12 protein-coding genes are annotated in these 14,065 nt (G+C 71.7%); 8 read left to right on the top strand and 4 right to left on the bottom strand.

Annotated features, from left to right (window positions below):
• The first annotated feature begins 4 nt into the window (after window positions 1–4).
• From ACIA8K_RS20170 to ACIA8K_RS20150, 5 genes are all read left to right on the top strand, one after another.
• Entirely contained in the window at window positions 5–1,426 is a 1,422-nt protein-coding gene (locus tag ACIA8K_RS20170; RefSeq protein ID WP_396061622.1) for a GGDEF domain-containing protein, read from the top strand.
• A gap of 5 nt (window positions 1,427–1,431) precedes the next feature.
• On the top strand, window positions 1,432–2,304 hold the full coding sequence (locus ACIA8K_RS20165; protein ID WP_396061193.1) for a hypothetical protein: 873 nt from the start codon (window positions 1,432–1,434) through the stop codon (window positions 2,302–2,304).
• Window positions 2,305–2,605: 301 nt separating this feature from the next.
• On the top strand, window positions 2,606–3,703 hold the full coding sequence (locus tag ACIA8K_RS20160) for an App1 family protein (protein WP_396061620.1): 1,098 nt from the start codon (window positions 2,606–2,608) through the stop codon (window positions 3,701–3,703).
• A gap of 10 nt (window positions 3,704–3,713) precedes the next feature.
• Window positions 3,714–4,568, top strand: coding sequence for a methyltransferase domain-containing protein (locus ACIA8K_RS20155; protein WP_396061190.1), 855 nt, complete (start codon window positions 3,714–3,716; stop codon window positions 4,566–4,568).
• 39 nt (window positions 4,569–4,607) lie between these two features.
• On the top strand, window positions 4,608–4,979 hold the full coding sequence (locus tag ACIA8K_RS20150) for an FKBP-type peptidyl-prolyl cis-trans isomerase (protein WP_396061187.1): 372 nt from the start codon (window positions 4,608–4,610) through the stop codon (window positions 4,977–4,979).
• 3 nt (window positions 4,980–4,982) lie between these two features.
• On the opposite strand, the gene ACIA8K_RS20145 is transcribed toward ACIA8K_RS20150, so the two are convergent.
• Together ACIA8K_RS20145 and ACIA8K_RS20140 are read right to left on the bottom strand one after the other, a co-directional pair.
• A complete protein-coding gene (locus ACIA8K_RS20145) occupies window positions 4,983–7,178 on the bottom strand; it encodes a putative bifunctional diguanylate cyclase/phosphodiesterase (protein WP_396061184.1) in 2,196 nt (731 codons plus the stop codon).
• 67 nt (window positions 7,179–7,245) lie between these two features.
• Window positions 7,246–7,914: a TetR/AcrR family transcriptional regulator gene (locus ACIA8K_RS20140; RefSeq protein WP_396061181.1), complete on the bottom strand. Its 669-nt coding sequence runs from the start codon at window positions 7,912–7,914 to the stop codon at window positions 7,246–7,248.
• Window positions 7,915–8,021: 107 nt separating this feature from the next.
• Here ACIA8K_RS20140 and ACIA8K_RS20135 point away from each other — a divergent pair, with 107 nt between their 5' ends.
• Entirely contained in the window at window positions 8,022–9,134 is a 1,113-nt protein-coding gene (locus ACIA8K_RS20135) for an FAD-dependent oxidoreductase (RefSeq protein ID WP_396061178.1), read from the top strand.
• 7 nt (window positions 9,135–9,141) lie between these two features.
• On the opposite strand, the gene ACIA8K_RS20130 is transcribed toward ACIA8K_RS20135, so the two are convergent.
• On the bottom strand, window positions 9,142–9,969 hold the full coding sequence (locus tag ACIA8K_RS20130) for a hypothetical protein (protein ID WP_396061175.1): 828 nt from the start codon (window positions 9,967–9,969) through the stop codon (window positions 9,142–9,144).
• 144 nt (window positions 9,970–10,113) lie between these two features.
• Between ACIA8K_RS20130 and ACIA8K_RS20125 the strand changes: the two genes are divergently transcribed.
• Window positions 10,114–10,908, top strand: a complete 795-nt coding sequence (locus tag ACIA8K_RS20125; RefSeq protein ID WP_396061172.1) for an RNA ligase family protein — start codon at window positions 10,114–10,116, stop codon at window positions 10,906–10,908.
• On the top strand, window positions 10,895–12,034 hold the full coding sequence (locus tag ACIA8K_RS20120) for an AAA family ATPase (RefSeq protein ID WP_396061170.1): 1,140 nt from the start codon (window positions 10,895–10,897) through the stop codon (window positions 12,032–12,034). Before ACIA8K_RS20125 ends, ACIA8K_RS20120 begins: the two co-directional genes overlap by 14 nt.
• 102 nt (window positions 12,035–12,136) lie before the next feature.
• Here ACIA8K_RS20120 and ACIA8K_RS20115 read toward each other — a convergent pair whose 3' ends face one another.
• Window positions 12,137–14,026, bottom strand: a complete 1,890-nt coding sequence (locus ACIA8K_RS20115; protein ID WP_396061167.1) for a Xaa-Pro dipeptidyl-peptidase — start codon at window positions 14,024–14,026, stop codon at window positions 12,137–12,139.
• Window positions 14,027–14,065: the final 39 nt, after the last annotated feature.

The raw sequence follows: 14,065 nt of genomic DNA, 5'->3' as shown, positions 1-14,065 counted from the left end.
CACCATGTTCCGCCGCTTCCTGCTGATCGGCGGGCCCCTCCTCATAGCCGTCTGGCTGCTGCTGCCCGACGGCCTGCCGCGCGACGTGCTCTACGCCGTCATCGGCGCCCTCAGCGTGGCCGCCAACGCGGTCGCGGCCCGGCGCTGGCGCTCCTGGACCTGGGGACTCTTCGCTGCCGGGCAGGGCGCCGCGGTCGTCGGCGACCTGCTCTGGCTCTACTACGCCAACATCGCCCACACCGACCCGTTCCCATCCGCCGCGGACGGGTTCTACCTCGCCGAGTACCCGCTGCTGACGCTGAGTCTGCTGATGCTGGCCCGGCGGCACCGCACCGCCGACGACCGCCTCGCACGACTGGACAGCGCCATCCTGGTGGCCGGCCTGGCGCTGCCCTACTGGGTGCTGCTTATCGCGCCGGCGCTTACCGACGGCGGCTCCACGTTCGGCACGCTCATCGCGCTCGGCTACCCGCTCGGCGACGTGCTGCTGCTCGCCGGCGTGGTACGGCTGCTGCTGACCGCGGGTGCCCGCAACCCGTCGTTCCGGCTCGTCACCGCGGCAGTGCTGACGCTGCTGGTGGCCGACGTGACGTTCACCTTCACCGAGGACACGGTCGGCGGCACCGTGGCCTTCCTCGCCTCGTACCTGTTCTGGGGCGTGGGTGCGCTGCTGCCGTCCGCCGGGTCGCTCGGCGATCCGGTGCCACGCTCACCGATACTCACCCACCGCCGGCTGATCACGCTCACCCTGGCCGTGCTGCTCGCGCCGGGCGTGCTGATCATGCAACTGCTGATCGGCGTGGCACCGAGCACCTGGGCCGTCGCACTCTCCTCCGCCGGGCTCTTCGTCCTTGTCGTGGCACGGATGGCAGGCATGGTGCGCCGCCTCGAGGAGCAGGCCGGGCAGCTCTCCGAGCAGGCCCGCCGGCTGGACGAACTGGCCCGTACCGACATGCTGACCGGACTGCCGAACCGGCGTACCCTCGCCGCCCAGCTCGTGCGGGACATGGCATCGACTGCCGCGGACGGCACACCGCTGTCAGTGGCGATCTTCGACCTGGACCACTTCAAGCGGTACAACGACACGCTCGGGCACCAGGCCGGCGACGACCTGCTGGCCGGCGCCGCGGCCGCATGGAGTCTGCTGCTCCGCGACCGGGACACGCTCGCCAGATACGGCGGCGAGGAGTTCGTGCTGCTCATGCCCGGATGCACCGAGGAGGAGGCGGCCGGCCTGCTGGACCGGCTGCGGCGCGCCACGCCAGACGGCCAGACGTTCTCGGCCGGACTCGCGGTCTGGAACGGCGTCGACCGCCCCGACGACGTACTGCACCGCGCGGACACCGCGCTCTACGCCGCCAAGGCCGCCGGCCGGAACCGGATGACCCGGGCGCCGTCACCGGCCGGAGCGCGTCCGCTTCAATAGGGAGCGTGCCCCTCACCGACGTCACCCGCGAACTGCTGATCCGCTACCTCGACACGTGGGCGCCGGGCGCGCTCTCCGGCGGGCGGCGCGCCACGTTCGCGCTTGTCTCGGGCACTGCGATCAGCGTGCCGGCCGCAGAGGCGGCGGTGCGGGTGTTCGCGGAGTTCGGCGACCGGCTGCGCGGGCGCGAGCTGACCATGCTCGTGGCGGGACCCGGCGCCGAGGACGCCCGGGTGCGGCTGGCCGACGTCCAGGCGGAACTGCGCACACCGGCCGGGCTGACCGTCCACACGCTCCCGGACGCGGCGCTGCTCCCGGCCGGGCTCAACGCGGCCCGGGCCGGAAGTGCGCCGCTGCTCGTCGCACTGGACGGGCCCGCCGACCGGGAAACGCTCCGCATCGTCCGCGCCGGGCGCCCGGGCGAACTGCTGATGATCACAGAGCAGGGCTCCGAGGGGGTACGAAACGCCGGCTTCTCCCTGCACGCGGCCGTGGAACTTGTCGACGCGGACGGCCGCGCGCTGCTGCTAAGCCTCGGCACGCCGTCCGCGAAGAGCCTTGAGGCGTTCAAGAGCGAGCTGTGGGCCGTCGACGAGTACGCGGGCGTACGGCTGCGCGACCCCAAGGACCCCGAAGGGCGGCTGCTGGACATCTCGCTCAGCCCCGACCCCGGCCCGCTGCGCCGCGCGCTGCAGGAACACCTGGACGAGGTGGGCGCGTGCACGGTCACCGAACTCAAGCACTTCACCATGACCGACACGGTCTACCGGCCCGCGGACACGGTACGGGCGCTGCACGGACTGCTGGACAGCGAGGCGGTGACGCGCGAGCCGGAGCACGGGAGGCTCGGCGGCGACGTGGTGATCGCTTTGTCTTGATGGTGATTGCTGATGGTCGTCGCTTCGCTCCTCCGGGCTCGGCGCCACTCCCGGCGGTGACACATTTTCCTGAGGGAGAATGCGTCACCTCTGGTCGCCCGCGCCTCACGACGTGGTCCGGATTCGCTGGGGTCGGGGGGAACTGCAGAAGAAGATCTGGGGCTGCTGCGGTCTTTCGAGGCCCCAGGAGAACCGGGCCGTTGGGGCGTGACTCTGGTCGTACCCTCGGGGGAATGTGATTTGGGGGTTTGAATCCTGTGTGAACGACGGGTGCAAGATCGGACCATCCGTGGCCGGACGGATGTGGGTGTGGCAAGGTGTGACGGTGGCGCTTATCCCCGTCGGACACGGCAACGGACCCCAGCTGCATCGCGCCGCCCGGATTGAGGACGCGGTGCACGAGGTCGTCGAGCGGCGACTGGTGAGGCGCGGGTGGGAGCCGACAGTGATCGGCTATGCGGGCTACGGCGCGCCCGGCTGGGTGCGGGTGATGGCGCGCGTGCTGCTCAGCCGGCCGGTGCCGAAGACCGGCTGGTGGGCCCGCCGCGCGGCATCGCAGCGGCCGGAGAGCGTGCGCGGGTGGCGTAGCTTCGCCACGGTGAGCCAGATGAACGCGCCGGTGACGATCACCGCGGGCGGTGTGGAGCATCAGGCGGTCGGCGACCGCGGCGGCTTCGTGGACGCGGTGGTGCCTGCCGATCTGGAGCCGGGCTGGCAGACCGTGACGATCCAGAGCGGCTCGGGCGAGCCGGTCGAGGCGCCGGTGCAGATCCTGGAGCCCGATCTCACGTTCGGCGTGGTGTCCGACATCGACGATACGGTGATGGTGACGGCGCTGCCCCGGCCGATGCTCGCGGCGTGGAACACGTTCGTGCTCGACGAGCACGCGCGCGCGTCAGTGCCCGGCATGGCTGTGCTCTACGAGCGGCTGCGCACCGCGCACCCGGGCGCGCCGGTGTTCTACCTGTCGACCGGCGCGTGGAACGTGGCGCCCGCGCTGACCCGGTTCCTGCGGCGGCACCTCTACCCGGTCGGGCCGTTGCTGCTCACGGACTGGGGGCCGACGAAGGACAGGTGGTTCCGCAGCGGGCCGGAGCACAAGCGGCTGACGCTTGAGCGGCTGTCCCAGGAGTTCCCGCGGGTCCGGTGGCTGCTGATCGGCGACGACGGCCAGCACGACCCGGAGATCTACGCGGAGTTCGCGTCGAAGCATCCGGACAATGTGGCGGCTGTCGCGATCCGGCGCCTCTCCCCCGCGCAGGCGGTGCTTGCCGGCGGCCTGCCGTCGCTTCCGGAGTCGGACACGTCGGTGTCGTCGGCCCGGTTCGGCCGCAAGTGGCTGGGCGCGCCGGACGGTGCCGGTCTGTCGCAGCTGCTCACCGAGGCTGACCTGCTGTAATTTCGGTTTCATGCACCACAGGGGAAGTCCGGCGGACATCATTCCGCTGCAGTATCACGCGCAGATGCTGCTCGACGACCGGCGGATGAGCGCGTTCCGGGACGCGATCGCGCGGGTGGTCGGGCCGGGGATGCGGGTGCTTGAGCTGGGCGCGGGGACCGGGGTGCTCGCGCACTTCGCGGCGTCGGCCGGGGCGCTCGTCACCGCGGTCGAGCGGGAGCTGAGCGTGTACCAGGCGGCGTCGCGGGCGCTGGCCGCGCACGGGGACCAGGTGCGTGTGGTGCACGGGGACGCGCGGTCGTTCGTGCCGCCCGGGCCGGTGGACGTGGTGATCTGCGAGATGCTTCACGTGGGGCTGCTGCGGGAGCGTCAGGTGGAGGTGATCCGTGCGTTCCGTGCGTCGTATGCCGGCCCGCCGCCACTGTTCCTCCCCTGCGCCACCATCCAGGCAGTCCAGCCTTTGTCCCAAAATTTCACGTTTTATGGGTACACCGTGCCGGCGCCGCTGTTTCAGGAACCGGCGGTGGTGCAGCCGCGGACCGTCGAGCTGGCCCCGCCGGCCGTGTTCCAGAGCTTCTTCTACGGTGACGCGCTGCCATCGTCCTGCGCCGGAGATGTCCAGTTTGCTATTGAGACCCCCGGCGTCCTCAACGCGGTGCGGATGATCACGAAAAATCTGCTCACCGAGGGCCCCGAGCCGGTGGAGTGGCTGATGAATTACCTGGTAGTGCCGCTGCCCGAGCCGGCAGAGGTGGCCGCGGGCGACACCGTGCGTATCCGGTTCGCCTACCGTCCGGGTGACGAGATCCCGGAGATGACGGCCTCGCTGCACGCCGAGGTGCTCTCGGCCGCGACCTCCGGATAGGTTGGGACGGTAAGCATTCACAGCGAACGGAGCCGTTCCATGAGCAAGCCGCAGGTTGCCCCGCACGACGGTCCGCCGCCGGCGGACCTGATCGTCGAGGACATCACCGTCGGTGACGGCGAGGAGGCCACGCCCGGCCGCCACGCGATCGTTCACTACGTGGGCATCGCGCACTCGACCGGCGCCGAGTTCGACGCGTCGTACAACCGCGGTGACACGTTCTCGTTCCCGCTCGGCGGCGGCCGGGTCATCGGCGGCTGGGACAAGGGCGTCGTGGGCATGAAGGTGGGCGGCCGGCGCCGGCTGGTCATCCCGCCGCACCTGGGCTACGGCCCGCAGGGCGCCGGTGGCGGTCTGATCGCCCCGAACGAGACGCTGATCTTCGTGGTGGACCTCGTCGACCTGAAGTGATCCTCAGGTGTGGGCCGGCTGAGTGATCAGCCGGTCCATCGCCGCCGCGTCCATCGGGCGCCAGAAGTGATAGCCCTGACCTGTGATGCACCCGAGCAGCAGCAGCTCGCGGACCTGCGCCTCCGTCTCCACGCCCTCCGCGACCAGGCTCAGCCGGAGGATCTGGCTCAGCCGGATCACCGCCTCGGTGACCGCGGAGCCCTCAGGTTCGCCGTTCAGCTCCCCGACGAAGCTCCGGTCCAGCTTCAGCACGTCCACCGGCAGCCGGGTCAGGTAACGAAGCGACGAGTACCCGGTGCCGAAGTCGTCGATCGCGATCCGGATCCCCTGTGCGCGCAGCAGTTCCAGGACCGGGATGTCGGTTCGCTCGCTGACCAGCGCGCTCTCGGTCAGCTCGAGCACCAGGTGCCGTGGCGGCAGGCCGGCCCGGTCCAGCACGCCGGCCACCCGCTCGGCCAGCTCGGGCTCGCGCAGCTGGTGGGCGCTGAGGTTCACTGTCACGTAGAAGTCCGGCATCGCGACCCGCCACCGCGCCGCCTGCTCCGCGGCCTCGCTAAGCACGAACATGCCGAGTTCGCCGATCATCCCGATCTTCTCGGCCAGCGGGATGAACACGTCCGGGAAGATCTCCCGGTCGGGCCAGCGGACAAGCGCCTCCGCGCCGATCATGCGGCCGCCGGCCAGGTCCACGATCGGCTGGTAGAACACGGCCAGACGGTGGCCGCGGATCGCGTTCGTCAGCTCGTCCGCGAGCAGGCCCTCGGCCAGGTCCGCGGCGGTCTGCGCGTAGAGCTGCAGTCCGTGCGAGTGGCGGCGTTTCGCGGCGTACATGGCGGAGTCAGCGTGCGCCAGCACCTCCGTGGGAACCAACCCGGGTTCGGTGAGCGCGATGCCGACGCTGGTCCGGATGCCTGCCGCGCGGGCGCTCTCCAGGATGCGCTCCGCGACCATGACGGCCTGCTCCGGCGCCTTGATGTCGGACAGCACTGCCGCGAACTCGTCGCCACCGAGCCGGGCCGCGACGTCCGCCCGGCGCAGCGACCGGGTCAGCACCGCGCCGAACTCGGTCAGCACCCGGTCGCCGGCCTCGTGTCCGTGCTGGTCGTTGACCTGTTTGAAGCCGTCCAGGTCGAAGAGGAGCACTGCCGCGTCGCCACGCTCGACGGCCGCGGCCAGCGCCTCGCGGAGCCGGATCCGGTTGGCCAGCCCGGTGAGACTGTCCGTGGTGGCGAGCCGCTGGTTCTCCCGCAGCGACGACCACTGGCGCACCGCGACCGCGCCGGTCATCACGATCACGCCGAGCACCAGCCCGGCCCACGGGAACAGGTCGTCGTACCTGAGCGCGGCCACCAGCAGGCCGTAGCCCATGCCGAGCGCCAGAAAAGGCAGATGAGCGATCCCGGGTACGCCGCGCGCGTGGACCCGCCGCCCGGCATCCCGGCCGAGGCGCACGTGCCGGATCTGCCGCCCGGCTGCGAGCACGATCAGGAACATCCCGGTCAGCAGCCACACACCCAGCCCGAACTGCTGGTTCTCGCTGCGGTACGGGTGCAGGCCGTCGCGCACCGTCAGGTACGACGTGTAGACGTCGCACGCCAGGTAGATCAACAGCCCGGCCAGCAGCGTCGGCAGCGGGTGCCGCAGGCTCCGCACCGCCCCGCGCATCAGCACCGCGCAGATGCCGAAGATGACGAGCAGGTCCTCAAGCGGGAACGCGAGCGTGGCCATCGAGATCGCGTCCAGGTGGATCGGCCCGGCCAGCGCCGGCCCGAGGATGAAGTACCAGGTGAGCATGAACCCGCCGCCGGCCACTGTCGCCATGTCGAGCGCGAACGTGAGCCGCTCGCGCCCGCTCAGTGGCCGCTGCGGGAACAGCAGCACGCCGGCCAGCAGCGCCACGCCCTGCAGCAGCGTGCCGGCCACGGTCCCCCACCACAGCACGCCGGAGGCCCGGGAGCCGCCGCTGACGGCCGCGGCCAGGCCCGGGCCGGCGGGCAGCCAGAGCAGCCAGGACAGCAGGATGAGCAGCCAGGGGGCACGCTCGCGGAGCGTGTTGAGCCGGTCGAAGGCGGCCCACCCGGTGAGCCCGATGCCGAGCGCCTGCATACCGATGAACGCGCCGCCCACAAGCGGCTCCGGGCGCGCATCCGTGATCAGGACGGTGAGCATGCCGCCGAGGCCGCCCGCGAAGGTCAGCACGGGCAGCACGATCGGCCACAACGCTCGACGCGGCACACTCCCCCGATCGGCCGGGGGCGGTGGCGTCTTAGCCTACGGCGACCGCTTCCTTACCCTCGCTGTGCTCCTCGTCCTGCCGCTCGTCCGAACGCGGTCCGGTCAGGCCGTAGAGGAGCAGGCCGGTGAGCATGTCCACGATCTCCTCCTCGGTGGCACGCGGCGCGAACTCCCCCGCCGTGAGCAGGGCATATCCGAACATGGACAGCATCGCGCCCATCGCGGCCCCGACCAGCTCCGGCGAGCCGGGCAGCGGGTGCCCCTGCGCCTCCAGCGCCTCAAGGTGCTGCCGCAGGATGTCGGTGTCCTCAAGCAGCGCCCGCCAGCCGCGCCCGGCCGCCAGGTTGTCGGTCATCGCGGACTGCATCAGCGCGACGACCACGGGCAGGTGGTCGCGGAGCACGATCCACGCGGTGCCGATGTGCGCGCGCAGCTGGCCGCGGTCACGCAGGTCGTGGTCCTCCGGGTGGGCCTCCTCCGCGATGGTGGCGTCCGCGTGCGCGTTCATGTCCGCGACAAGCGCCTGGAGCAGCTCCTCCTTGCTTGCGAAGTGGTCGTAGAACGACCCGGTGGCCCGCCCGGCAGTGGTCGTGATGTCGGTGATCTTCGTGTTGAGGTAGCCCTGCTCCGCGAAGAGCTGCCGGGCCGCCGTCTTCAACGCCGCCTCGGTCTCCGCCGCCTTCTCCTGCCGCACACCCACGGGCCCGCTCCTTCGCTCAACGCCTCTTCCCATTCCAGAATGAGACCCGCTACAGTGAACCGCAATTCGGTGAATTTACATTCATTAAAACCAGCGGGGGTACGTTCATGCAGGTCACCATCGTCGGAGCCGGGATCGCGGGCTCGGCCACCGCAATCGGGCTGTCCGCACTCGGGCATCAGGTCACCGTGTGCGAAGCCGGGCCGGCCGTCGCCACCGGCGGATCGTTCATCAGCCTGGCCACGAACGCGCTGCGGGCGCTCGACGTGCTTGGCGTTCCCGAGCTGCCGGTCGGGTTCCCGGTGGCCCGGCAGCGCATGTGGACGGCGTCCGGGCGGCTGCTCGGCGACGTCGCCCGCGGCCGTCGCGCGTCCGACCCGACGCTCAGCATCACGGCGCCGCGGGCCGGCCTGGTCAACGCGCTGCGCGACCGTTGCCGTGCCGCGGGCGCGACCATCTGGCCCGGCTCCCGGGTCGCCGGGCTCTCCGACGACCTCCTCGGCGTACGGCTGGCGGACGAGACGATCCTGGAGTCAGACCTGATCGTCGCGGCGGACGGGCTGCGGTCACCGATCCGCGCGGCGCTCGACCCGGCCTCGGCGGAACCGGTCTATGCCGGGCTGTACACAGTGGCCGGCACCTCTGCGCTCGACCTGCCGCGGGACTCCGCGCGCGACTCCGCGTTCAACATGACGATCTGCCGGAACGGCGCGTTCATCCACCTGCGGGCGCCGGACGGGGCGATCTGGTGGCAGGCGCAGATCAACGGCGCGCTTGCCGCACTGGACGTGTCCGAGGCGTTCGCGGACGCGGCGGTACCGTCTGCGATCATCGCGGCGGCCACCTCCGTCGACCGGCCGCAGCCGCACCACCTGCTCGATCCGGCGCCGTCCGTCTGGACGTCGTCACGGGTGGCGCTGCTCGGGGACGCGCTGCACCCGATCGGGGCGGGGCAGGGGGCGGCGATGGCGCTCGAGGACGCGGCGGCGCTGACCGGGGCGGTGCGCGGGGCGTCCACCGTGGAGGCTGCGCTTGCCGTCTACGAGGCGGTGCGGCGGCCACGGATCGCCAAGGTGCTCCGGACCGCGGACGACAACCGCAATCTCAAGGCGGCGGGGTCCCTGAGTCGTACCCTCCAGGGGTTGATCATGCCGTTGGTTCTCCGGCACGGCTATGAGCGCGCTACCGGATGGCTGTACGACTACGAGCCGGCGGTGTAGGCAGTCCTCACGCGAAGTGGACCGTGCCGAACTCGCCGCTGGAGCCGCCGGCCGAGCGGGTGCGGCCGGTGATCCGGCCCGGGAGCTGGCGGCCGAGGACGGTGCCGTCAAGCAGCCGCGCCACCTGGTACGGGTCGTAGCCGTCGAAGTAGCCGAGCAGCCAGTCGCCGTACCCCGGTGTGTCGTAGTAGGGCTGCTGGCCGCGCGGGCCGATGACGGAACGGATCGCGCCGGAGCGGCCGGCCGCGACCCGCGCGTGGTCCGCCTCGCAGACCGGGATGCGGCGCGGCGGCGCCGACCGGTTCGGCGCCCACTCGACCTCGCGGCTGGCCGGGCCGTGCGCCGGATCGAACAGGCACGGCGGCGCGTCCTCCGGGGCCGGGCGCCCGATCGACAGGGCGGCGGCCCGGGACAGGTGCCGGCCGGCGGACGCCAGCGCGCCGGTCGCCGCGGTCAGGTGCTCACGCCCCTCGGGCACGGTCCGCCAGAGGTGCGCCTCGGTGGTCGCCTCGCGCAGCTTGTCCGCGACGCGGTCCAGCTCGGCCTTGGCACCGAGGTCCGCGACGCCGGTCCGCGCGGCGCTGAGCCGGGCGTTGAGCGCGGCGACGTCGGCCTCCAGGATCGTGCCGAGCATGGCCCCGGTGGCGACGTTCTCGTCCGCCATCAGGCCGGCGCCGGCGTAGGAGGGATCCTCGGACGCCTCGGAGGTCGCCACGACCGCACGGGTCGCGGCGAGCAGAGCCCGCTCCCGGCGCACCGCACGTAATGTCACGAGCGAGACGACCATGAAGCCACACGAGGCGACGGCGAGCGTCGCCGCCACCCAGACGTACATCGGCACTCCCGAAGTTCTACCGCCGATTGGATGATCCGACAGTCAGGTATCGGACTTTCGTACCATTGTCGCCAAGAGCTTGTGCATATGGGATTCCCACGTCGAGCGTATTTCGATGGCCGGTCACGGCGCTCACCTGTACTAATGACAGTCGTGATCACGAAGTACCCCCGGACGCCGCACCTGGCCGGCTCGCGCCTCCAGCCGGGCGACGAGGACCTGTCGCAGACCCCGTTCGCCGAGATCCGCGGACGGCACCTGGTCGTCGAGGAGAAACTGGACGGTGCGAACGCGGCTATCAGCTTCACCGCGTCCGGCGAGCTGCGCCTGCAGTCCCGGGGGCACTACCTCAGCGGCGGGCCGCGCGAGCGCCAGTTCGCGCCGCTGAAGTCGTGGGCGGCCACTGTCGCGCCGCTCCTCTGGCCGCGGCTGACCGACCGGTTCGTGCTCTACGGCGAGTGGATGTACGCGAAACACACGGTCTACTACGACGCGCTGCCGCACTACTTCTGCGAGTTCGACATCCTGGACCTGCCGACCGGCACGTTCCTTGACACGCCCGGCCGGCGCGCGCTGCTGGCCGGCACGCCTGTGGTGAGCGTGCCGGTGCTACGCGCCGGGACGTTCGCCTCACTCGCGGCACTGACCTCGCTCGTCGGCCCGTCCACAGTGCGCACACCGGCCTGGCGGGACTCGCTTCGCGCGGCCGCGCGTGAGGCCGGCGCCGACCCGGACCGTGCCGTGGCCGAGACGGACCCCGGCGACGACATGGAAGGCCTGTACATCAAGGACGAGGCGGACGGGCGGGTCGTGGGCCGCTACAAGTGGGTACGCGCCGGGTTCCTGCAGGCCGTGCTGGACTCCGGCTCGCACTGGGCCGACCGGACCATCGTGCCGAACCGGCTGGCCGCACCGGAGGTGATGTATGCGGATCTTTGAGCGACTGTGCCCCACCGCCCCCTCCTGGACGGTGCCGTGGGCGGAGATCACCGACGCGTTCGACTGGATCCGCCGGCTGGCGGGGGTGCCGCAGGACCCGCTGCACCACGCCGAGGGCGACGTCGCCGTCCACACCCGGATGGCCGCGGAGGCGCTGGCCGCGCAGGACGAGTGGCGGTCGCTACCGGCGGACGAGCGGGTGCGGCTGTTCGCGGCCGTGCTCCTGCACGACGTGGCGAAGCCGGACTGCACCCGCGCCGAGGAGAACGGGCGGATCACCGCGCACGGGCACTCCCGGCGCGGCGATCTGGCCGTCCGGCGGATCCTGTGGGACCTGGGCGCGCCGCGGGCCTGGCGGGAGCACGTCGCCGCGCTGGTCCGGCACCATCAGGTGCCGTTCTGGGCGCTCGAGCGGCCGGATCTGGAGGAGATCGTGCTGCGCGCCAGCCTGGTCACCCGCAACCGGGACCTGGCGATGCTCGCGCGCGCGGACATCACCGGCCGGATCTGCGGCGACCTGCCACAGGTGCTGGAGAACATAGCGATGTTCAGTGAGTACTGCGCGGACCTCGGCGTGCTGGACCGGCCGTGGCCGTTCGCCTCCGACCACGCGCGGTTCATGTACTTCCGCACGCCCGGCCGTGACCCGCGCTACGCGGCCTATGACGACACCCGCCTGACCATGACCGTACTGTCCGGGCTGCCCGGCGTCGGCAAGGACACCTGGGTGGCCGCGCACGCGGGCGACCGGCCGGTGGTCAGCCTGGACGCGATTCGGGCCCGGCTGGGCATCTCGCCTGCGGACGGGCAGCGGGCGGTGGCCGCGGCCGCGCACGAGGAGGCCCGGGTGCACCTGCGGGCCCACCGCGACTTCATCTGGAACGCCACGAACATCTCCCGGCAGCACCGCGACCTGTGCATCGGCCTCGGTGCCGCCTACCACGCGCGGGTGGAGATCGTCGCGCTTGAGGCGCCGCGGGACACGATCCGCCGGCAGAACACCGGACGCGACGCACCGGTGCCACCGGCGGTGATCGACCGGCTGATCGGCAAGTGGGAGGCGCCGGACCTGACCGAGGCGCACGCGGTACGCGAAGGGGGACGGCCGGACCACGCCGGGTCCTGAGGACGACGCCGGGTCCTGAGGACGAGGTGCTCGCGCGGGCGTCGGTGTCGTCCGGCGCCGGAACCGCTGCGGACTGGCCGCGGTCCCGGCGCCGGACGGCCGTTACGGGACCACCGGGCCGAACTGCGTGGCCCGGCGCTCGGCCGTAGCACCGGGGCCCGCGGTCGTGGTGTTGATCGTCTGCGGGGCGGCCGGGGCGGTGACTGTGGCGCCGGTGGCCGGAAGTGTGACGCTGCTGCGGGCCGCGTCGACAGTGACCGTGGCATTCTGGTCGTTGATCTCGGTGAAGTCCGGGTCGCTCTGGCCGAGGACCAGGCCGAGCACGTGACCCGCGGGCAGCGTGACGTCGTAGGTCATCAGCGGGATGGTCACGTCGTACCAGCGGCCGGGCTGCAGCGGCGTCGTGAAGCGCAGCGACCGGTAGTGGGCGGCGTCGGCCCAGCCGCGGGTCAGGACCGCGTGATCGGCGGTCGCGGTGACCTCGGCCGTGTCCCGGTAGCAGGCGTTGTCAGTAGCTGAGGCAGCACCCCAGCAGGACTCGGTGCCGAGCGTGACGATGCCCTCGGAGCGGAAGTAGTCGACGCGCGACGCGGAGCCGTAGTCGACGAGGCGGGCGGAGAGCGCGGCGGTCGGCTTGTCCACCGAGATCCGCAACGTCACGGCCGGGTCGCCGGAGATCCGCAGCGGGGCGGTGAGCGGCGCGGAGACGAATGCGAGACGGCCGGGCACGACAGTGGTCGGGTTCGCCACCAGCTCGTCCTCCCCCAGCGACTCGTCGGTGTAGGCCTTGGTCACGCCGTTGCCCTTGGCACCGGCGCCGAGCGTGCCGCCACCGAGCGGCAGCCTGCGGTCGCGGGCGCCGTGGGCCGGCCAGTCGCGCTCGTCCTGCCAGACACCCGGGGCGGTCTCAAGCGTGGCCCGCGGCGCGCGGTCGATGCCGTTCCGCAGGTCCTGCAGGTAGAAGTCGAACCAGCGGTGCAGCGTGTCCACCCACTCGGCACGGCGCACGTCGAACGGATCCTCGTGGCCCGCCTGGTAGAGCCACAGCTTGCGGTCCACACCGTTCTCGGCGAGCGCGTCCCACCACGTGCCGAACTGGCGGGTGGAGACGTTTGTGTCGTTGACGCCGTGTGCGATGAAGACCGACGCCCGCACCTTGCTCGCGGCCGTGCGGTAGTCGCGCTCCGCCCAGTACTCGGTGAAGTCGCCGGTGTCCTCGCCGCTCGCGGTGCGCAGGCGCTCGGCAAGCGCGGCGCAGGTCCCGGCCGGGCGGGCGTTCACGTAGGAGTGCAGGAAGTACGGGTAATCGCCGGAGCGCAGGATGCCGTTGTAGCGCTGGTAGTCGTACCAGCTGGAGATCGCGCCGATCGGGACGATCGTCTCCAGGCCACGCACGCCGGTCGCGGCCACGCCGTTGGCGACCGAGCCGTCCCAGGACTTGCCGATCATGCCGACCTTGCCCGTGGTCCAGGACGCGGTGGCCCGCTTTCCGTCAGCGGTGAAGCCGTTGGCGCGGCCGTTCAGCCAGTCGACCACGGCCTTCGCGCTGGCGACCTCGGCCGGGCCGCCGACGTCCTCGCAGCCGGTGGAGCGGGCGGTGCCGGACAGGTCGACGCCGACGAACGCGTACCCCCGGGGCACGAAGTAGTTGTCGTAGTAGAGCGGCATCAGTGAGACGTTTCCGGCCGCGTCGTACTGCTTCAGCTCGCTTTCGTTGCCGCGGCCGCAGCAGGCGTAGTACGGCGAGGCCTCCATGACCACGGGCAGGCGGGTGGTGGCCTCGCGCGGGCGGACGATGTCGGCCGCGATGCGGTCGCGCACGCCGTCGTTGTCGGAGTCGAGCGGCGTCTCCACCCACACGGTCTCGCGGATCGCGGTGGCGTAGTCGTAGACGGGAACGGTCTCGGTGCCGCGCACGTGCCGGGGGCCGCCGTGCGCGGAGGCCGGTGCGACCGCGCCGAACACGGCGGTCAGCGCTGCCAGGAGAACCACCACGGGCCTGCGTACCATCCGCACTCCAATGATCATCTA

It is taken from the genome of Catenuloplanes sp. NPDC051500, assembly GCF_044454585.1.
Classification (GTDB): domain Bacteria; phylum Actinomycetota; class Actinomycetes; order Mycobacteriales; family Micromonosporaceae; genus Catenuloplanes.
The sequence above is the reverse complement of the archived record's forward strand: the minus strand, read 5'-3'. Positions and strand labels throughout refer to the sequence as shown.

Excerpts from the sequence above, each read along its gene's own strand:
- ACIA8K_RS20170 (WP_396061622.1), top strand. The coding sequence starts at position 5 with ATGTTCCGCCGCTTCCTGCTGATCGGCGGGCCCCTCCTCATAGCCGTC.
- ACIA8K_RS20160 (WP_396061620.1), top strand. The coding sequence starts at position 2,606 with ATGTGGGTGTGGCAAGGTGTGACGGTGGCGCTTATCCCCGTCGGACAC.
- ACIA8K_RS20155 (WP_396061190.1), top strand. The coding sequence starts at position 3,714 with ATGCACCACAGGGGAAGTCCGGCGGACATCATTCCGCTGCAGTATCAC.
- ACIA8K_RS20150 (WP_396061187.1), top strand. The coding sequence starts at position 4,608 with ATGAGCAAGCCGCAGGTTGCCCCGCACGACGGTCCGCCGCCGGCGGAC.
- ACIA8K_RS20135 (WP_396061178.1), top strand. The coding sequence starts at position 8,022 with ATGCAGGTCACCATCGTCGGAGCCGGGATCGCGGGCTCGGCCACCGCA.
- ACIA8K_RS20130 (WP_396061175.1), bottom strand. The coding sequence starts at position 9,969 with ATGTACGTCTGGGTGGCGGCGACGCTCGCCGTCGCCTCGTGTGGCTTC.
- ACIA8K_RS20125 (WP_396061172.1), top strand. The coding sequence starts at position 10,114 with ATGACAGTCGTGATCACGAAGTACCCCCGGACGCCGCACCTGGCCGGC.
- ACIA8K_RS20120 (WP_396061170.1), top strand. The coding sequence starts at position 10,895 with ATGCGGATCTTTGAGCGACTGTGCCCCACCGCCCCCTCCTGGACGGTG.